General features: G+C 40.1%; 19 protein-coding genes. 6 read left to right on the top strand and 13 right to left on the bottom strand.

Annotated elements, in window-relative coordinates:
* Positions 1-124: 124 nt before the first annotated feature.
* Positions 125-610, bottom strand: coding sequence for a type 3 dihydrofolate reductase (folA, locus tag O3746_RS09670; protein ID WP_371448874.1), 486 nt, complete (start codon positions 608-610; stop codon positions 125-127).
* Between the two features lie 141 nt (positions 611-751).
* On the opposite strand from folA, the gene proB reads away from it, so the two are divergent.
* Together proB and O3746_RS09660 are read left to right on the top strand one after the other, a co-directional pair.
* Positions 752-1,861, top strand: coding sequence for a glutamate 5-kinase (gene proB / locus O3746_RS09665; protein ID WP_371448871.1), 1,110 nt, complete (start codon positions 752-754; stop codon positions 1,859-1,861).
* 112 nt (positions 1,862-1,973) lie between these two features.
* The gene (locus tag O3746_RS09660) at positions 1,974-2,354 is read left to right on the top strand and encodes a hypothetical protein (protein ID WP_005696814.1); all 381 of its coding nucleotides are present in this window, start codon (positions 1,974-1,976) and stop codon (positions 2,352-2,354) included.
* 35 nt (positions 2,355-2,389) lie between these two features.
* Here the strand turns inward: O3746_RS09660 and O3746_RS09655 are convergent, their stop codons facing one another.
* From O3746_RS09655 to pssA, 3 genes are all read right to left on the bottom strand, one after another.
* Positions 2,390-3,022, bottom strand: coding sequence for an FKBP-type peptidyl-prolyl cis-trans isomerase (locus O3746_RS09655; RefSeq protein ID WP_197560988.1), 633 nt, complete (start codon positions 3,020-3,022; stop codon positions 2,390-2,392).
* A 21-nt stretch (positions 3,023-3,043) separates the two neighbouring features.
* Positions 3,044-3,913 carry an archaetidylserine decarboxylase gene (asd, locus tag O3746_RS09650; protein WP_371448868.1) on the bottom strand — a complete coding sequence of 290 codons (870 nt, stop codon included), beginning with the start codon at positions 3,911-3,913 and terminating at the stop codon, positions 3,044-3,046.
* 125 nt (positions 3,914-4,038) lie between these two features.
* The gene (gene pssA / locus O3746_RS09645; RefSeq protein WP_005699812.1) at positions 4,039-5,406 is read right to left on the bottom strand and encodes a CDP-diacylglycerol--serine O-phosphatidyltransferase; all 1,368 of its coding nucleotides are present in this window, start codon (positions 5,404-5,406) and stop codon (positions 4,039-4,041) included.
* Positions 5,407-5,555: 149 nt separating this feature from the next.
* Between pssA and O3746_RS09640 the strand changes: the two genes are divergently transcribed.
* Together O3746_RS09640 and gss are read left to right on the top strand one after the other, a co-directional pair.
* Positions 5,556-6,629 (top strand): TrmH family RNA methyltransferase, encoded by a 1,074-nt coding sequence (locus tag O3746_RS09640; protein WP_005699766.1) that lies wholly within the window; start codon positions 5,556-5,558, stop codon positions 6,627-6,629.
* 169 nt (positions 6,630-6,798) lie between these two features.
* Positions 6,799-8,688 carry a bifunctional glutathionylspermidine amidase/synthase gene (gene gss, locus O3746_RS09635; RefSeq protein WP_371448865.1) on the top strand — a complete coding sequence of 630 codons (1,890 nt, stop codon included), beginning with the start codon at positions 6,799-6,801 and terminating at the stop codon, positions 8,686-8,688.
* 54 nt (positions 8,689-8,742) lie between these two features.
* Here the strand turns inward: gss and O3746_RS09630 are convergent, their stop codons facing one another.
* From O3746_RS09630 to trmB, 9 genes are all read right to left on the bottom strand, one after another.
* On the bottom strand, positions 8,743-9,381 hold the full coding sequence (locus O3746_RS09630; RefSeq protein ID WP_371448863.1) for a NapC/NirT family cytochrome c: 639 nt from the start codon (positions 9,379-9,381) through the stop codon (positions 8,743-8,745).
* Between the two features lie 11 nt (positions 9,382-9,392).
* Entirely contained in the window at positions 9,393-9,821 is a 429-nt protein-coding gene (locus O3746_RS09625) for a nitrate reductase cytochrome c-type subunit (protein ID WP_065242847.1), read from the bottom strand.
* 21 nt (positions 9,822-9,842) lie between these two features.
* Positions 9,843-10,733: a quinol dehydrogenase ferredoxin subunit NapH gene (napH, locus tag O3746_RS09620; RefSeq protein WP_049374997.1), complete on the bottom strand. Its 891-nt coding sequence runs from the start codon at positions 10,731-10,733 to the stop codon at positions 9,843-9,845.
* Positions 10,733-11,638 carry a ferredoxin-type protein NapG gene (gene napG, locus O3746_RS09615; RefSeq protein WP_049365641.1) on the bottom strand — a complete coding sequence of 302 codons (906 nt, stop codon included), beginning with the start codon at positions 11,636-11,638 and terminating at the stop codon, positions 10,733-10,735. Before napG ends, napH begins: the two co-directional genes overlap by 1 nt.
* Positions 11,639-11,754: 116 nt before the next feature.
* A complete protein-coding gene (gene napA, locus O3746_RS09610) occupies positions 11,755-14,241 on the bottom strand; it encodes a nitrate reductase catalytic subunit NapA (RefSeq protein ID WP_371448859.1) in 2,487 nt (828 codons plus the stop codon).
* Positions 14,242-14,304: 63 nt separating this feature from the next.
* Positions 14,305-14,568 (bottom strand): chaperone NapD, encoded by a 264-nt coding sequence (locus tag O3746_RS09605; RefSeq protein WP_049367905.1) that lies wholly within the window; start codon positions 14,566-14,568, stop codon positions 14,305-14,307.
* Positions 14,555-15,097: a ferredoxin-type protein NapF gene (gene napF, locus O3746_RS09600; RefSeq protein ID WP_290915059.1), complete on the bottom strand. Its 543-nt coding sequence runs from the start codon at positions 15,095-15,097 to the stop codon at positions 14,555-14,557. The genes O3746_RS09605 and napF overlap by 14 nt, the downstream gene beginning before the upstream one ends.
* A 222-nt stretch (positions 15,098-15,319) precedes the next feature.
* A complete protein-coding gene (locus O3746_RS09595) occupies positions 15,320-15,661 on the bottom strand; it encodes a YggL family protein (protein ID WP_005696799.1) in 342 nt (113 codons plus the stop codon).
* 51 nt (positions 15,662-15,712) lie between these two features.
* Complete coding sequence (trmB, locus tag O3746_RS09590) at positions 15,713-16,459, bottom strand: tRNA (guanosine(46)-N7)-methyltransferase TrmB (protein ID WP_371448856.1); 747 nt, start codon at positions 16,457-16,459, stop codon at positions 15,713-15,715.
* A 113-nt stretch (positions 16,460-16,572) separates the two neighbouring features.
* Between trmB and priA the strand changes: the two genes are divergently transcribed.
* Entirely contained in the window at positions 16,573-18,762 is a 2,190-nt protein-coding gene (gene priA, locus O3746_RS09585; RefSeq protein WP_371448854.1) for a primosomal protein N', read from the top strand.
* Between the two features lie 93 nt (positions 18,763-18,855).
* On the top strand, positions 18,856-19,722 hold the full coding sequence (gene ftsN / locus O3746_RS09580) for a cell division protein FtsN (RefSeq protein WP_371448852.1): 867 nt from the start codon (positions 18,856-18,858) through the stop codon (positions 19,720-19,722).
* The last annotated feature ends 152 nt before the right edge of the window (positions 19,723-19,874 follow it).

Raw genomic sequence — 19,874 nt, 5'->3', positions numbered from 1 at the left:
AATAGGGAATTTATAGGAAAAAATGGCTTGATGAATCGTTGATTTGATGATGAAGGAAAAAAAGTGCGGTCAATATTTTTAAGGTTTTGACCGCACTTTTTTTAGGATGGTTTGGATGTGTTTTTTATGCTTTACGCTGTAAAATTAAAAAACGACAATCATAAGGATTATCTGCATCTGCTTGACGATATTCTTCAAACTCGATGTTCCATTCTGCCCAATTAATTTCTGGAAAGAACGTATCGCCGTCAATGTCTGCTTGAATTTGTGTGAGGTATAGTTTATTTGCTTTAGGTAAATATTGTTTAAATAGCTCGCCTCCACCAATTAACATGATTTCATCAAATTCTTTGACAAAATCGACCGCACTTTCAAAACTATTTTTCCAGACGACACCTTCATGTTCATAAGGGGTGCGTGAAAGGACGATATTGGTACGTTTCGGTAGTGGGCGACCAATGCTTTCAAAGGTTTTACGGCCCATAATTACCGGTTTGCCCGTGGTATTTTTACGAAACCAGGCTAAATCGGCAGGTAAGTGCCAAGGCATTTGATTATCTTTTCCGATGACGTTATTTTTTGTTGTCGCAACGATCAAACTTAATGTCATATTTTCTATCCTATTTTTCTTTTTTTGCACTATATCATAGCTATTCACAAAATCTGTATATGAGGCTGGATTTTTCGTGATTTTTATTAATTTTAGTGCTAATTTAACCGCACTTTTCTATTTTTTCATTGAGGATAAACTATGTCGGCAAATCGCAAAACAATCGTCGTAAAATTTGGTACTAGCACATTAACACATGGTTCTCCAAAATTGAATGCACCTCACATGGTCGATATTGTTCGCCAGATCGCACAACTTCATCATTCAGGTTTTCGTGTAGTGATTGTGACATCAGGGGCGATTGCCGCTGGACGACATTATTTAAATCATCCTCAACTTCCTCCAACCATTGCGTCAAAGCAGCTTCTAGCCGCAGTAGGGCAGAGTCAACTGATTCAAGCCTGGGAAAAATTATTTGCGATTTATGATATTCATATTGGACAAATTTTATTAACTCGTGCCGATATTGAGGATCGTGAACGTTTTTTAAATGCGCGCGATACATTACATGCGCTGTTGGACAATCACATTATTCCAGTGATCAACGAGAATGATGCGGTGGCGACAGCTGAAATTAAAGTAGGGGATAACGATAACTTATCCGCACTAGTTGCGATTTTAGTGCAAGCGGAACAACTTTATTTATTAACAGATCAACAAGGCTTATACGAAAGCGATCCTCGTAAAAATCCAGATGCGAAATTAATTCCTGTGGTTGAGCAAATTACTGATCATATTCGTTCGATTGCAGGCGGTAGCGGTACAAATCTTGGTACTGGTGGGATGAGTACAAAAATTATTGCAGCAGATGTGGCAACGCGTTCAGGTATTGAAACCATTATTGCGCCAGGTAGTCGCCCAGATGTCATTGTGAATTTGGCCTACGATAAACCAATTGGCACTAAATTTATTGCGCATCACTCAGATCGTCTCGAAAGCCGCAAACAGTGGTTATTTGCAGCACCATCAGCGGGCATGTTGATGATTGATGAAGGCGCTGAAAATGCCATGTTAGTACAGAATAAATCGTTACTGCCTGCAGGAATTACGGCTGTGGAAGGGCGTTTCTCACGTGGTGAAGTCGTCAAAATTAAGAATACCTCAGGTAAAGTGATTGCACTCGGTATGCCACGTTATAACAGCGATGCGTTGGAATTAATCAAAGGGAAAAAATCCCAAGATATTGAGCAAATTCTTGGTTATGAATACGGGGCTGTTGCGTTACATCGTGATGACATGATTGTGCTATAGCTTAAAATAGAAATCGGATCTCTCATATTTTCTGAACCTTCCTTTTATTTTGTCGGTCTATAAAACCATAAAAAGGGCGATAGCCCGACATTAAGTAGTAAAAGGAGACAACATGAGATTAATAGCGACCGTTTTAGCTGTTGGGCTATTAAGTGCTTGTACGCAGGGCTATTATGTAAAACATCGTAGCCCAATTTCAGTGAGCAAACACGTAAAACGTTTAAATACGACGGTTTGTCATGATAAAGATGACTGGTATTTAGATGGTTATCGTGTAGGAAAAGATTTCCAAGCGCAAAGCCAATCTCAATTGAATAAACGAATTAATTATTGTGGCCGACGTGTACCTGAAGAGCTGAGAACCGCATGGTTTAATGGTTTTGATGCAGGCTCAAATGGCGTTCAGATTGATATAGAGGGTTATGATGAGGATGCTCTCTTAACCTATGATTATGACGATGATGATCGTTATAGCGAAGACGAAGAAGAATAAAAAAGTGCGGTTAATTTTAACCGCACTTTTTCTTTTTAAAGAATATCGAGTAATTCAACTTCAAACACTAGGGGTGAGAATGGTGGGATAGATGCGCCCGCACCACGTTCACCGTAAGCCAGTTCGTGTGGAATAGTGAGTTTCCATTTAGAACCAACAGGCATCATTTGTAATGCTTCAACCCAACCACGAATTACGCCATTTACTGGGAATTCAGCCGGTGTGCCACGAGCAACAGAGCTGTCGAATACGGTACCATCTGGTAATGTACCTGTGTAGTGAACACGTACTTTATCAGTTGCAGCTGGTTTGTTACCGTTACCTTCGGTTAAAATTTCGTATTGTAAACCGCTATCAGTCACGTTTACGCCTGCTTTTTTCGCGTTTTCTTCTAAGAATTTTTTACCTTCTTCTTCAATCGCTTTAAATTGCGCTTGTTGTGCTTCAGCTGCTTGTTGTTGAAGCGCTTGAACAGAATGCATTAAATCATTAATTTCTAATGCTGGTTGATTACGATTTAACGCATCAAAAATGCCTTTTGCTACTGCTTCAACAGAAATATTCATTTGGCTATCTGCTAATTGTTGACCGATTTGTAAACCGATACCGTAGCTGCCTTTTTCAGAAATACTTTCTAATTTTACTTGTTCAAAAATTTGAGCTGTCATGTTTTTTCCTTTGTTGTAAAACTATTTTTTCAATGCCAAGATTTCACCCATGCGAACAGGTTCATCAACACTTAAATGATCGGCAATTTGTACTTGACCAGCTTGGAATAAATTAATTACGGTAGAACCAAGTTGGAACCAACCCATTTCTTGACCTTTGCTTAATTTAACCGCACTTTCACCTTCATAAGTCCAGACTTTTACTTCGTTATGACGTGGTGGGTTAATGACACCAGCCCAAACGGTACCGATACTCGCAGTGATTGTTGCACCCACTAAGATTTGTACCATAGTACCGAATTCAGTATCAAAGACACAAATCACACGCTCATTACGTGCAAAGAGGTTCGGCACATGTTTCGCTAAAAACGGATTGACGGAGAATAAATCACCCGGCACGTAAATCATCTTGCGAAGAGTACCATCACATGGCATATGCACACGGTGATAATCACGTGGTGATAAATAAGTGGTGACGAATTCCCCATTTTTAAAGGTCTCGGTTAAATCTTTATCTTCCGCTAATAAATCGTTTAAGCTGAAGAAGTGACCTTTTGCTTGTAATAGGCGGTCATCTTCAATGTGCCCACATTCACTTACACGGCCATCCGCAGGGCAGCAAAGTGCGGTTGGATTTTGGTTAATTGGTCGTGCATTTTCTTTTAATGGACGGATAAAGAATTCATTAAAACTGGCGTAATCGCTGAATTTTTCTTTTTCAGCAATGCTCATATCAATGTTGTATTTTTTTGCAAACGCTTTAATCACAAAATGTGTCATTGCGCCCCATTTTTGTTTAGCTAACCAACCTGCTGCTTGTGTCATATAGATTTGAGGCATCACATATTGAAATGCAACTTTTAGGCGTTGCCAATAAGAAATTGGGTTCATTGATTTCTCCAATAAGATTTAAAAGTCGGGCGATTATAACAACTTATTTCACTTGTGCAATGTTAGTCGATGTTTTTGCGTAAGATACAAGCAAGAAGCCGACATTTGTCGGCCTCTTTTTGCGTTTATAAAATCATTTTGACTAATTTGTCTGCTTGAATCCGAGCAAATTTTTTCAACAGTTTTTGCACTGGTTCAGGATATTGCGTCAATTCTTCTAATTCAGAATAATCTTGCAATACTTTGGTATATTGGCGGATGTGCGACAATTCTTGTTCCACTTGAGGCAGAAGTTCTTGTTTTGGATCGTGGATTAATAATCCATTTTCCGCATCTAAACGCCATGCGCGAGGATTCAGGTTGTTCCCCGTTAAAAGAATATACTGGTTGTCCACCCAAACACCTTTGAGGTGATAAGTGTTATCGCCGTCTTTCCATAAACGCACCGTTAAATGGCCATTTTTAATGTAAACATCAAATTTCTCGCAGAAACGACGAAGATTGCTTTCATATAAATAAGGCAATGCACCTGCCATTTTAAATGGCTGCTCTGGTGGAATATAGAAATCGTTCGCGACTTTATCACCCACGATAATTTCGACACGCTTTCCTTGCTCTAATAAGCGGGCAAGTTTACTTCTTAGCGTGCGAGGGAAGTTGAAATAAGGGGTGCAAATCACCAATTTTTCCTGCACTTGTAAGAATAAATCTTCGATAACTTGATTTAATTCATTGCCTGATGCACCTAAACCAAAAAGTGGTGAAATGGTTAAAATATCGGAAAAACCAACCGCACTTTCCAATTGATATTCAGCATGGGCAGATAAGTTTTTACGATAAGCTTTTATTGCACTACGAATTTCTTTTGTACGAGGGCGATTAGCCACATCTAATGGGTGTACTGCGCTGAAATCCAATAAATAATCATTGATGAAATTAACCATAGAGTCTGCCAGTGCAGCATTATGGATTTTTTGATAGCGGTCGTAACGGTATTTATCTTGTTGTTGTAAATACACGTTATTGATGCTTGCGCCGCTATAAAGCACGGTATCGTCAAAAATAAAGCCTTTAATATGTAATACACCAAAGACTTCACGGGTATTAATAGGCACGCCGAAGAACATATTCGGTTCATCGGGAAGTTGATAGGTTTGGCGTTGTTCACAATACCAATCAGCGTTAGTAGCAGATTTTTCTGCACCAAGTAAATTGCGTTGTCCGCGATGCCAATCCACTAAAATTTTCACATCCAATTCTGGATGATCTTGTTTTACGCGATAAATTTCATTGAGAATTTCTTGTCCCGCTTCATCTTTTTGCCAATAAAGTGCGGTCACGTAAATACGTTTTTTAGCTTGGCGAATTAATTCTATAATTTGTGCTTTGAATTCAAGCGGACTAAACAGAAACTCAACCTGTTCTGCCTGTAAAGGAAGAAAAGGCAAATTTTTTAAATTTTGTTCTGCTCGTTTAGCTTTATTGATTAACATAATCGATCTCTACACTAAAAGTTAATGCTCTAGTTTACAATATTTCCTTTGTGGATTGATAGAAAAAAGGTTTTTTTTCGTTATAATGCTCACAAATTTTCGCATTTTTTGGCGAATTATTATCCAATTTTTCCTTCGAGAAGCAAATTATGAGCAATTCACGCAAACCATCATTCCAAACAAATTCCACCAAATCTTTTCAAGAGCGTAGCCCCAAACGTGCATTTAATGATAAAGAACGTCGCTTTGATGATCGTCGTAATAATGAAAAACGTGAGGGAAATCAACCGCACTTTGATAAAAAACGGGATGCTCGCAAACCTTCTCGTGGCTTCCAACAGGAAGAAGTGAGAGAACCGAAAATTGCTGAACTTTCATTAAATAAAGCCAATGGTGAAAGTGGCTCGGTAAAAGTAACGGTGAAAAGTACTGGCGTGAGTTATAAACCGAAAGAAAAGAAAACGGGCGCATTATCACCACGAGCACCGGAGAAAATTAAAAAGAACCGTGCTGAAGAAATGAAAGTGTATGGTGAAAATGCCTGCTTAGAATTGTTTGCAGAACGTCCAGAGAGCATTGTTCGAGTATGGGCAACGGTGCAAATGGCACATCGAATTGGCGAGATTTTCAGTTATTTAGCCGCGAATAAAAAAGTGTATCACGTGGTGGATAGCGAAGAGCTAAGTTTAGTAAGTGGTACCGAGCATCATGGTGGCATTTGTATGTTAGTGAAAAAACAACGTACTTTTTCTTTGCAAGGTTATTTAGATGTACCGCGTCAAGAAGACTACTTAGTGGTGCTTGATCAAGTCAATAATGCGCAGAACCTAGGTGGCGTTGTGCGTACTTGCGCCTTCTACGGCATTAAAAATGTGGTAACAAATCAAGTTGAACAGCTTTATGCACCAGCTGCGATGCGTGTGGCTGAAGGCGGAATGGAGCATATTCGTATTTTAGAAACAGAAAGTACTGAAATCGCTTTAGAGGCTTTACGTAAAGCGGGCTATCAGATTATTCATGTATCAACCAATAAACAAGGCGTGGCATTGGAACAACTCAAATTCGCGGAGAAAGTCGCGTTGGTATTGAGCGAAGGTAGTACAGATGATATTCGTGATAAACAAGATGTAAATGTGCGCCTTTCTTTAAGTAATCCATTAAAAGCAGGATTAAATATTGCAGTAAATGCAGGGATTTTATTATCACATTGGTATGTGAAATAACCTTAAGTGCGGTCATTTTTAGGTTTGTTTTGGGGCTGACATCTGTCAGCCCTTTTTCTTTTTCAAAATTATGTAAGATTCAAATTTTAATATTTCTTTTAAAAGCCTTTGGGGGGAATCAGACAAAAGATCTATACTATTTCGAGTAGTTATTTAACAGGGAGTTTTTATGCCTGAACGTTCAGCCAATATTAGTACACATGATCCTTTCGGAAGTTTATTAGGTTATGCACCAGGTGGGATTGCGATTTATTCATCAGATTATCATACCGCAGATGAGAAAGAGTATCCGGATGATGCCGCCTTTCGCAGTTATTTAGGACGAGAATACATGGGCTATAAATGGCAGTGCGTGGAATTTGCGCGCCGTTATTTATATCTCAATCATGGCATGGTGTTTACTGATGTAGGAATGGCTTACGAGATCTTTTCTCTACGATTTTTACGTCAAGTGGTAAATGATGCCTTATTACCCTTACAAGCCTTTGCAAATGGTTGTAAACGTAAACCCGAAGCTGGCGCATTATTAATTTGGCAAGAAGGTGGCGAATTCAAATATACAGGGCATGTGGCGATCATTACCGAAGTCTTAGAGGATAAAATTCGCATCGCTGAGCAAAACGTGATTCACTCTCGCTTACCAAGCGGGCAGCAATGGACACGAGAACTTCCAATGACAGTTTCAGAAACGGGGTATTTTCTACATGATACCTTTGATGATACCGAAATTTTAGGTTGGATGATCCAAACGGAAGACACAGAATACAGCCTGCCTCAGCCAACACCAGAAAAAGAGAAACTTGAGATTCGTGCTGAGCATATTGAAAACAAAGGTCAATTTGAGCACAAATGGCTGAATGAGCAAAATGAATTTGAAGCCGCTTATGTGAAAGCCATGGGAGGACACAAAGTTAGTCATTCTGATCAATATCGCTATTTTACGATATCTGAAACAGCACAACATGAGTTAATTCGTGCAACTAATGAATTGCATTTAATGTATTTGCATGCCACAGATAAAGTCTTAAAAGACGATAAGTTATTACAATATTTCAATATTCCTAAATTGCTTTGGCCTCGCTTACGATTGTCTTGGCAAAATCGCCGTTATCAAACTATTACGGGGCGTTTAGATTTCTGCATGGATAGCCGCGGATTGAAAGTATATGAATACAACGCAGATTCAGCCTCTTGTCATGCGGAAGCCGGTGAATTTATGAATCGATGGGCGATTCAAGGCGGATTGAATATTGGTGATAATCCTGCTGATGGCTTACGTAATGCGCTAGCGGATTGCTGGAAACACAGTGAAGCCACGCCGCTTGTTCATATTATGCAAGATCATGATGATGAAGAAGATTACCACTCATTGTTTATGCGTAACGCACTGATTCAAGCCGGATTTCAAGCCAAAATTATTCATGGCACAGAGGGATTGCATTGGGATAGCCGCGGCCGTTTGATCGATGATGAAGACAATCAGATAAAAACGGTGTGGAAAACATGGGCTTGGGAAACCATGTTAGAACAACTCCGTGAAGATGCAACAGGCATGGAAGTAGCACCACCAATTCGTACAGGATATCCAGAAGATAAAGTGCGGTTAATTGATGTGTTACTTCGTCCGGAGGTCTTGGTTTATGAGCCACTTTGGACAGCTATTCCAAGTAATAAAGCGATCTTACCTGTATTATGGTCATTATTCCCAAATCATCGTTATCTACTCGAAGCAGGATTTGAATTGACATCTGAACTGATTAAGAATGGTTACGCGCAAAAACCAATTGCAGGTCGCCGAGGTGATAATGTGAAATTAATTGGTGAGTGTAAATCTGTACTCGATAGCACAGAGGGTCGTTTTGATAAGCAGGAAAGTATTTATCAACAGCTTTGGTGTTTACCAAAAGTGGAAGATCAATATGTTCAGGTTTGTACTTTCACTGTAGGGGGGCATTATGGTGGTAGCTGTTTACGCTCAGACCCGAGTTTGGTCATTATGGGAAACAGTGATATGCAACCACTAAGGGTATTATCTGATAAAGATTTCCTTAAGAAATAAAAACAAAATCGGCACTCAAAATGAGTGCCGATTTATTATCATCAATTTATTAGATTATTTTGCATCTTTGTTATCAGCAGGTTTTTCATTTGCTTTTAACATATCCGCAGGAATAAAGCTTTGTTGTACTTTTTCCATGTGTGGAAGGTTATGCGCAATACCTTTGTGACAATCAATACAGGTTTTGTTTTGTTCCTGTGCAAGTGCGTGCATTTGTTGTGCCACAGTTTTTTGTTGAGTAAAGTCCATATCATTGAAGTTATGGCAGTTACGGCACTCTTGTGAATTGTTCGATTTCATACGAGCCCATTCACGTTCAGCCATTTCTAAACGGTGTTGTTCGAATTTTTCTTTAGTATCTACTTTACCTGTAAAGTGAGCATAAACTTCAGTCGATGCCTGCATTTTACGAACCATTTTTGGAACAAATTCATGTGGAACGTGACAGTCAGAACAAATCGCTTTCACACCTGAACGGTTACTAAAGTGGATTGAAGCTTGATACTCAGGTACAACGTCATTAGTATGACAGTCTGAACAGAATTGCTCTGTATTGGTTGTTGCCATTCCTGCGTTAAACAGGTTAGTTCCAACGATAGTACCAATGATAGTTAATAAAATAACCCCACCAATTGCCATTTTGCTCGGAGAGCGTAACCAACGGCAAACTTTCTGAATGCTTGATTTAATCATGGTTTAGCTCCTTATTTACCTTGCATTTGACGAATAGTTTCAAATTTATTTTGAATAATTGGATTCACGTCAGTTTGTTGAACGTGGCATTGTAAACAGAAATAACGACGTGGCGAAGTGCCTTCTGTTTTTTGTCCGTCACGTGTTAAGAAATGGCTTTCAGGTACGCGAGGTGCGCCCGTTGTTGGGGCAACATCTGGAGAGTGACAGCCTAAACATTGGTTCACATTTTTAGTCACTTGTAAACCACGAATGCTGTGTGGAACAAGTGGTGGTTGGTGAGGGAAGGTTACAGGAATATTACCAACATCTTTATAAGGATTCGTAAATGCTGGTGCAACACTTTCTGCTGTTTTATCAATGCTGTTTGCAACTTGCGGTGCATCGGCAAATGCCAATCCACTACATAAAGCCAGCATGAAAATAAATGATTTTTTCATGAAATCCACTCCATTAAATAATTAAATATTTTTAATTTTTATTTGTTTCTCAAAGCGAGAGCCAAATGTAAATACATTTTCTGCGCAAACGTCAATACAGCGTCCACAAGTAATACAATCTTTTGCCAATATAATTTGGCTATCTTCAGGTCCACCGTGTAAAGGAAGTCTTAATACTTGCGGTTCTGGGCAAACATTATAACAGTCCATACAACGGTCACAGCGATCGCGATCGACTACATTAATTTTTATCAGGCTTTTAGCACCAATGACACCATATATCGCACCAATTGGACAAAGGTGACCACACCAGCCATGCTCAGCAACAAGTAAGTCAAATAAAAAGATGACTGTAACCAACCAAAGGGTTGCGCCTGTTCCAAAGACAAAGATACGTCCAAGTGCTGCGACAGGATTTATCCACTCCCATAAGAGCGTACCCGTTATTGCACTACCAACTAAAATCACGGCTAAAATCACATAGCGAAGTTGACGTGAAATTTTTAATGATTGTCGAATACCTAATTTTCTACGTAACCAAGCTGCAGCATCTGTTACCATATTCATTGGGCAAACCCAACTACAAAAGGCTTTGCTCGCAACAATGGCGTAGAATATGACAATCACTAAGGCACCAATAATCGTTGTGATTTCTGGTAGGTAACCTGTCACTAAACTTTCAGCGGTAATCAATGGATCTGTCAATGGCACAGTATCCAAAAGCATGCTTGAGCTGTAATTGCCTTTTAGAATCCAAACTTGCCAAATCGGGCCGCTTAAGAACATTAAAATAATACTTAATTGACTGATTCGACGTAGAATTAAAAAGCGATAAGCATGCCACCAACCGAGTTTTTGGCGAGCTTCTAAGCCTGCATCTTTAGGCTTATTCGGGGTATATTTTTCAGCCATTATTTAACCCCCTTAATGTTTAAGTCCAGATTTGGGAATTGCTCTGCTTCCGGAACTGTTGTTGGATTTGGTACATAATCCATTGTTGCACGGTTTGGTGTTGCCACTTTTTGGTTCGGTTGAACTTGCATTGGCTGATAAACCGGCTCATGTGAGCCTTCCGGCATACGAGCATCCATTGCTGGACGTAAGCCATCCGGATGTTGCTCCTCAATTAAGGATTTTCCGGCATTTTGTTTTTCTTTCCAGCCTAAGCGATAGTGGCGACCGAGTAGTCCTTTGGCGATATCCATCGGTAAGACTTTAATTGCCGCTTCTTCTAATACACAAGCTTGTTCGCATTTACCACATCCGGTGCAAGCATCAGAGTGAACAGTTGGAATAAGCTTTGCATGAATCCCTGTACGATCATTGTGGATACGTTCAAGTGTAATGGCTTTATCCACTAATGGACAAACGCGGTAACACACATCACAACGCAACCCCTGCCAGTTAAGACAAGTTTCATGGTCTAGCAATACGGCTAACCCCATTCTCGCATCATTGATGTCTTTAAGTTCCTCACTTAATGCACCACTTGGACAAGCATTCATACATGGAATATCCGGACACATTTCGCAAGGTTTATCCCGAGCGATAAAATAAGGTGTGCCAGCTTCCATTGGTGAAATCAGCGAAGCTAAGTGCAACATATCATATGGACACGCTTGGACGCATTGTCCGCAACGGGTACAAGCTGCCAAGAAATCCTTTTCCGGTAAAGCACCAGGTGGACGCAAGGCGATCCCTTCTTTAGCTTTAGCTTGTTGTTGCTGTAAGCCAAGAATAATACCAACCCCACACACTCCTGCAGCCGTTCTTGTCACATTTTTTAAAAACTGACGACGGTTAGGATCAAGTCTCATCTGCGTTTCCTTTTATAAGCGGCCCGATTTTGTGAAAATGTTGCAAAATTTGACCGCTCTTATTTTAAATTCCCTTCTCTTGAAAGAGAGGAGTGACTAGAAACGAAAGGAAAATCCTACGCTTTTTCCACTTTAACCGCACATTTTTTGAAGTCGGTTTCGCCTGAAATTGGATCGGTTGCATCCAATGTTAATTTGTTCGCAAGCTGACCCGCATCAAAGAATGTGGTGTAAATTAAGCCCTGAGGACATTTGTTACGACCACGGGTATCTAAGTAAGTGATCATTTCACCACGACGAGTGATTAACTTCACTTTATCCCCATGACGTAAGCCATATTTTTTCGCATCCGCAGGGTGCATCCAAACTAAGTTGTTCGGGAATGCACGGTGTAATTCAGGTACACGACGAGTCATGGTACCGGTATGCCAGTGCTCAAGTACACGACCAGTACATAACCATAATGGATATTCTTCATCCGGTGATTCTGCAGGTGCTTCATAAGGAACACCTAGAATAATCGCTTTTTTATCTGGATAGCCATAGAATGCGATATCTTCACCTGGTTTGACATACGGGTCAAAGCCTTCACGGTAACGCCATAAGGTTTCTTTACCGTCAACAACCGGCCAACGTAAACCACGTACTTGGTGATAAGTATCGAATGGTGCTAAGTCATGACCATGACCACGACCGAAGTCTGCGTATTCTTCGAATAAACCTTTTTGTAGGTAGTAACCAAAGTGATCGGCTTCATCATTGATGTATCCCGGAACATCGGTTGGTACTTTATATTTGTTTACTTCACCATTTTCGTAAAGTACTTCATATAAAGTTTTGCCACGATATTCAGGCATTTGAGCTAATAACTCTTCACCCCATACTTCATCCGTTTTGAAGTATTTAGCAAATTCAACAATTTGCCATAAGTCAGAACGAGACTCACCTGGGCCTTTCACTTGTTGACGCCATAATTGAGTACGACGTTCAGCGTTACCGTAGCCCCCTTCTTTTTCTACCCACATACAAGTTGGAAGAATTAAGTCTGCTGCAACCGCAGAAACGGATGGGTAAGGGTCTGAAACAACGATAAAGTTTTCAGGATTACGCCAGCCTGGGAAAACTTCGTCGTTAATATTTGGACCACCTTGCATATTGTTGGTACACATTTGCCATAAGAAATTTAGCTTACCATCTTTTAAGGCACGACTTTGTTGTACAGCAGGGAAACCCGGAACAGTAGGAATGGTGCCTTTCGGTAATTTCCATTTTTTCTCAGCGATTTCAACATGTTTTGGGTTGGTTACCACCATGTCCGCAGGTAAGCGGTGAACGAAAGTACCTACTTCACGTGCGGTACCACAAGCTGAAGGCTGACCAGTTAATGAGAATGGACCACAACCTGGTTTAGAAATTTTACCTGTAAGTAAGTGGACGTTATACATCATTTGGTTAACCCATACACCACGGGTATGTTGGTTGAAGCCCATTGTCCAGTAAGATACTAAATTCTGTTCTGGATCTGCGTACATCTTCGCAAGAGTTTCAAGCTGATCTTTTGGTACACCAGAAATACGGTGTGCTTCATCTAATGTATAAGGTGCAACGATTTTCTTGAATTCTTCGAAGTCAGAATCATGCATTTTACCTGCGGTTTTACGGTTTTTCGCTGCAACTTCAAGTGGGTGTTCTGGGCGTAAACCATAACCAATATCTGTTTCACCACGTTTGAATTTAGTGTGTTTATTAACGAAGTCCCAGTTTACTTTATCGTTTTGGATAATGTAGTTAGCGATATAGTTAAGGATTGCAAGGTCTGCATGTGGATTAAATACGATAGGCACATCAGCTAATTCAAACGAACGGTGTTCGAATGTTGACATAACTACAACTTTCACATTATCAGAAGAAAGACGACGGTCAGAAATACGAGACCATAAAATTGGGTGCATTTCCGCCATGTTTGAACCCCAAAGCACAAATGCATCGGTTTTCTCGATATCGTTATAGCAACCCATTGGTTCATCCATACCGAATGTACGCATAAATGCAACCGCTGCAGACGCCATACAGTGACGAGCATTCGGGTCGATAGTATTAGAACGGAAACCAGCTTTCCAAAGTTTTACTTTTGCGTAACCTTCGTAGATGGTTGTTTGACCGGAAGAGAACATCCCAACAGCATTTGGTTCTTTTTTCTTCAAGATGTCTTTGATTTTTTCCGCCATGATAGTGAAAGCTTGATCCCAAGAAACGGGTGTAAAGTCACCTTCTTTATGGAATTTACCATCTTTCATACGTAATAACGGAGTTTGTACACGGTCTGCACCGTACATGATTTTAGAAAGGAAGTAACCTTTGATACAGTTTAAACCACGGTTTACCTCTGCATCTGGGTCACCTTGAGTTGCGACAACTCGACCATCTTTGGTTCCTACCAATACGCTACATCCTGTACCACAGAAACGACATGGCGCTTTATCCCATTTGATGCCCATATCTTCTGCCGCATCAACCTGTTTAACAGGGATGGTCATACCGGCAGCCGCTGCTGCTGCAAGCGCAGCATTGGCTTTCATAAAATCTCTACGATTAAGTTCCATAGTTTTCCCCACTCGTTGTTGAATTTTTTAGAATATACAAAATGGCATGTATACCTAAATTATTTATTTTTCATCTAAGTAATTCGAAATTAAAGAAACGACAATTACTCCTGGGATATCTTTAATTTCATCCATAAGATCCGCTAATGCTAATTGACGGTTACTTTCAAGGGTGACCACCAATTTGCCTTCATCAGATTTTTCGCCATGAATCTCAGCGGTTGGAATCGCTAAAATGGCTTCTTTGACTTGGTTAAGTTTTTCTGGTCTGGCTTGCACAACAATGCTGCATACATACCAGTTCTCATTTTCGCTAAATTGACTCATCGATATTTGTTTCAATATTAAAAATTTTTATTGCTTTTGTTGGGCAAACACTTAGGCAAGCGCCACAACCATTACAGCTTTCTAAATCTAATATGGGTTTTGCCACACCACCAAGCTGTAATCGAAAACGGATGGCATTCATCGGACAGCTATCTTGGCAACTTCGACATTCCACTCGATTTTCTGTTAGGCACTGCGTTGTAATCTCAACTTTATGTGTCCAAGGCTTTTCTTCTAATGAGTGAAAAATCGGTTGTTCACAGACTAAAACACATTTTTGGCAGAAAGTGCATTCGCCCTTGTCAAATTGTATTTCAGGGAAACCGCCATCGCCTTTTACGATAATTTGGGTTTCACATATCAGTATGCAATCACCGCATCGAGTGCATTTATCTGTAAAGTCTGCTTCGTTTACCGACCAAGGTAGACGTATAGCATTTATACCTTGAATTTTAGCGTTTTCAGAATGTAACGATTGTAAAAATTGCCCACGTAATAATTGTCTGCGAGAAGGATTTTCAATCGCCATATTTTTCTTTAAAGTTCGGTATTTTCAAGGGGAGCATTATCTAGCTCCGATAACAAAATAGTAACTACCTAAAAGGAGTAGTTTTTAAGAAATATACACTTTTCTTGAGGTAGATCAAGGATATTTTGAAAGGAAATTAGGGATGTAAATAAATTGTTAAAATATAAGTGAAAATGATTATTAAATAGGGCGGATAATCCGCCCTGAAGTATGCTTAAAATATTATGCGTTTTTTGTTGGGTAATCCCACCAAATATCGAATAATTCACTGATTTCGATTTGTTGCAATTTATTCTCTTCTAACCATTTTTGTACTAATTGGCGATGGCTTTCATCACATTTGCCGATTTTCTCTAAGCAAACTAAGCCTTCCCAATGTAAATAGCCGCTACCTTCATAAGCTAAGCCGTTTGGTTGAATCACTTCAGCAATAAAACGATCAACGGTTTCATCGATAGTTTCGATGCTGGTTCCTTCAGCAAATTGCCAATTCACTAAAAAGCCTAATTCTTGGAATTCAGCTAAGTGAAGTTTTTTACGTTGACGTTGATTACGAGTTTTCATTTTCAATGTTCTCCTATGTTAAGGTAATGGGTATAGTCATCATCTCGATGATTATTTTTTCTTAAAGTATAAATCCCACACGCCGTGACCTAAGCGATGACCGCGCGCCTCAAATTTTGTAAGAGGGCGGAAATCAGGACGTGGAATATAATCTTGTTCGGCAGTATTGACTAAATTTTCATTGGCTGAAAGCACTTCGAGCATTTGTTCCGCATAGTTTTCCCAGTCCGTTGCCATATGAATAAAGCCATTGGGTTGTAATTTTTGGACGACTTGCTCCACAAAGTGCGGTTGAACAATGCGGCGTTTATGATGTTTCGCTTTGTGCCAAGGGTCTGGGAAGAAAAGCTGTAAACCGCCCAATTCACCGTCTTTCACACAATCACGTAAAATTTCAGTGGCATCATGACAAATCACGCGAAGGTTTTTCACGCCTTTTTCTACCGCATAAGCAATACAGGCACCCACACCAGGTGTGTGCACTTCAATACCGAGATAATTTTTATCAGGATTCGCTTTAGCCATATCCACTAAAGATTTCCCCATCCCGAAGCCAATTTCTAATATAATGGGATTCGTATTGCCATAAATCGCGGTAAAATCAAAAGGGGCGTTTTGATAATCTAATCCAAGATCAGCCCAGTGATCGTTCATCATATTTTTTTGAAAATCACTTAAGCGACCTGTTCGCAACACAAAGCTACGAACTTTACGTTTATAACGACCATCTTCTGTAAATTCAGCCGTTTCAACGGTTTTACGTTTTTGATCAGCAAAGGTTTTTTGCGCTTCTGTCATGGTTTTTATTCGCTCAATTAAAATTGGCGGCGATTATACACTAAAAGGCAAGGTTGTGGGATTTTTCCACCTAATTCCCGTATAATAGCGAAAATTTTTAATTGTTTTTTGTTATGAATATTGTCCGAGTTGCATTAGCCGTATCGCTTCCCCGATTTTTTGATTATCTCTATTCGCCAGACTTGACGCCAATCGTTGGTGGACGAGTATTGGTGCCTTTTGGTTCGCAAAAACGAGTCGGGATCGTGGTGGATTTGCCCGCTTCTTCAGATGTAGCAAAAGAAAAGTTAAAACCGATTATTGATGTGCTTGATGCTGAATCACTTTTTAATTCCACAATTTGGGATTGGCTGGCTTGGTCCGCTAATTATTATCGTGCTGCATTAGGCGATGTGTTGTTTCAAGCGTTGCCAGTCAAACTCCGCAATGGAGAAAGTGCGGTTAAAAATGACCGCACTTTTTGGCGTATTACGGACCTTGGAAAACAAGCGTTAGAATCAGGTGAGTTAAAACGAGCCAAAAAACAAATTGAAGCCTTAAATTTATTGCTCACGCAAGATCTAGAAAAAGGTAACAATGAGATCAGCTCCGCAATTTGGTCAGCCCTTAAAGGCAAAGATTATGTGGAAGAGATTATTGTACCTTCTGAACAAAAAAGTTGGCAGCAAGCGCTAGGGGATAATCCTTTAGTTAATCTTGATAACCGATTGATCTTAAACAAGCAACAAGCCCTTGCATTTAGCCAGTTGCTTTTCCAAGAAGGCTTTAATGTGTGGTTGTTAGAGGGCGTGACCGGTTCAGGCAAAACTGAAATCTATCTGCAGTATATTGAAGAAGTCTTAAAGAAAGGCAAACAGGTTTTAGTGCTTGTTCCTGAAATTGGACTTACCCCTCAGACCGTGAGACGGTTCCAAGCTCGCTTTAATGTAGAAATTGATGTATTGCATTCCAACTTGAATGATACACAGCGCTTAAATGTTTGGGAGCGAGCAAGAACAGGACAGAGTGCAATCGTGATTGGTACGAGATCGGCACTTTTCACCCAGTTTTCAGATCTCGGCTTAATCATTTTAGATGAAGAACATGACGGCTCGTTTAAACAGCAAGATGGTTGGCGTTATCATGCGAGAGATTTAGGTATTGTTTTAGCGCAAAAACTCAATATTCCTATCTTATTAGGTTCTGCCACACCAAGTTTAGAAAGTGTAAATAACGTACAAAATGGTAAATATCATCATTTGGTGCTATCAAAAAGGGCTGGAAATGCGACCGCACTTCGCCAGTTTGTGATTGATTTAAAACATCAACGAATTCAAAACGGCTTATCCGAGCCGCTATTGAAACGTATGCAAGAACACTTAGAAAAAGGCAATCAAGTATTGTTATTCCTTAATCGACGTGGATTTGCGCCTGTGTTGTTATGTCATGAATGTGGCTGGATTGATGAATGTCATCATTGCGAAAAACCTTATACTTATCACCAACATCAGCGTGTTTTACGCTGCCATCATTGTGGCGCACAAAAAACAGTGCCGATGCAATGTGGTCATTGTGGTTCAACGCATTTAGTCACAACGGGGTTAGGCACTGAACAACTGGAGGAAACCTTAAAAGCACGTTTCCCACAATATAATATTGCTCGTATCGATCGTGATAGCACAGCACGAAAAGGCAAGCTTGAAGGTTATTTAGAGGATATTCAGCAAGGTAAAAGCCAGATTTTAATTGGTACCCAAATGTTAGCCAAAGGACACCATTTCCCGAATGTCACCTTGGTTGCGTTAGTGAATGTGGATAATGCCTTGTTTTCCCTTGATTTTAGAGCCGAAGAACGTTTGGCGCAGCTTTATGTACAAGTTGCAGGGCGCTCAGGCAGAGCTGAAAAACAGGGTGAAGTGGTTTTGCAGACACATTATCCGGATCATCCGTTATTAACTACCTTGCTTGAAAAGGGCTATCAAGCCTTTGCAGAAGAAATCTTGAAGCTACGCCATAATATGGGCTTGCCTCCGTTTAGTTTCCAAGCGTTGTTTAAAGCACAATGTCGTCATTCTGAAGAGGCGGAAAATGCATTGTCGCAATTAGCCTCTTTCTTCTATGAACAAAAAATAGAAGGCTTGCAAGTGTTGGGGCCGATTCCCGCACCGTTCAGCAAAAAAGCGGGGCAATATCGTTGGCAGTTGCTATTACAGCACGCTTCTCGGAAACAATTACAGGCGGCATTAAGTCGATATTCGCCAGAGCTGATAAAGTCTTCTCAAGTGCGGTTGATTTTAGACGTGGATCCATTGGATTTGAGTTAGCAAAAATTCCCTAGAAAAATGCACAGTTTTTCAGTAGAATTAGGCGTTTTTTATACTCTAAGTTTAATTTATCGAATATTTTAGGATTTTATCGTGGCTCATCGAGATTTTGCCGGTCGAAGCGGCTCAAAAAATAATAAAAAGAAAGCAAAGAAAAGTTTTAATCGCAATACCTTAATTGTTCTTGCGTTGGTGGCGGTATTAGGTTTTGGGGTAGGGCTTTACTTCTTAAAAAGTAAAACACCAGCACCAGTAGTGACGACAAATGTTCAGCCGGAAAAACCACAACCGAAAAGTGTGTTACCAAATCGCCCAGAAGAGGTGTGGCACTATATTAAAGAATTAGAAACTCGTACGGTGCCGGTGGATAATAATCCTTCTTCTGTTGAAAAAAATATGCGTTTGACGGAAGAACAGCGTCAAGTGCTTATTCAAATGGAAAAAGATCAAAAGGCAGCAGAAGAAGCGAAAAAATTAGAAGCTCAACGTAAAGAGCAAGAAGCAGCAAATGCAGAAAAAGCCGCGGCTCAAGCACAGCAAACTCAACCAGCACAGACAGCTCAAACTCAGCCAGCTCAGCAAACAGCAAAACCAGAAGCGAAAAAGCCTGAGCCTGTTAAAAAGCCTGAACCACCGAAAAAAGCAGAAGTGGTGAAAGCAGAACCTGTAAAAACAGAGTCGGCTAAAACCGAGCAGCCAAAAAAAGCAGAACCAAAACCAGCAGAACAACAAGTACAGGCTGGCGGTAAAAAATTTGGTTTACAATGTGGTGCATTTAAAAATCGTGCACAAGCAGAAAGTTTACAAGGTCGCCTTGCGATGGCTGGTGTGAATGCACAAATTGCGACAAGTGAAGAATGGAACCGCGTACGAGTGGGACCATTTGGTAGTCGAGATGCCGCAACAGCAGCACAAGATAAAGCAAAATCAGTGGCGAGTTGCGTAGTGATTGGAATGTAATTCAGAATTTAAAAGTGCGGTTAAAAATAACCGCACTTTTTTTATATTTTCACTTGCCAAAAAACGAAAAATCAATAAAATGAACGTTTATTCATTTTTGATATTCATCTTAAATGACCTTTCTCATATATAACCCTAAGAATTTAATTTTT

The sequence above is a fragment of the Haemophilus sp. 27098_8_127 genome (genome assembly GCF_041433495.1).
Classification (GTDB): Bacteria; Pseudomonadota; Gammaproteobacteria; order Enterobacterales; family Pasteurellaceae; genus Haemophilus_D.
Note: the sequence above shows the minus strand (reverse complement) of the source record. Positions and strands in the feature narration are given on the sequence as shown.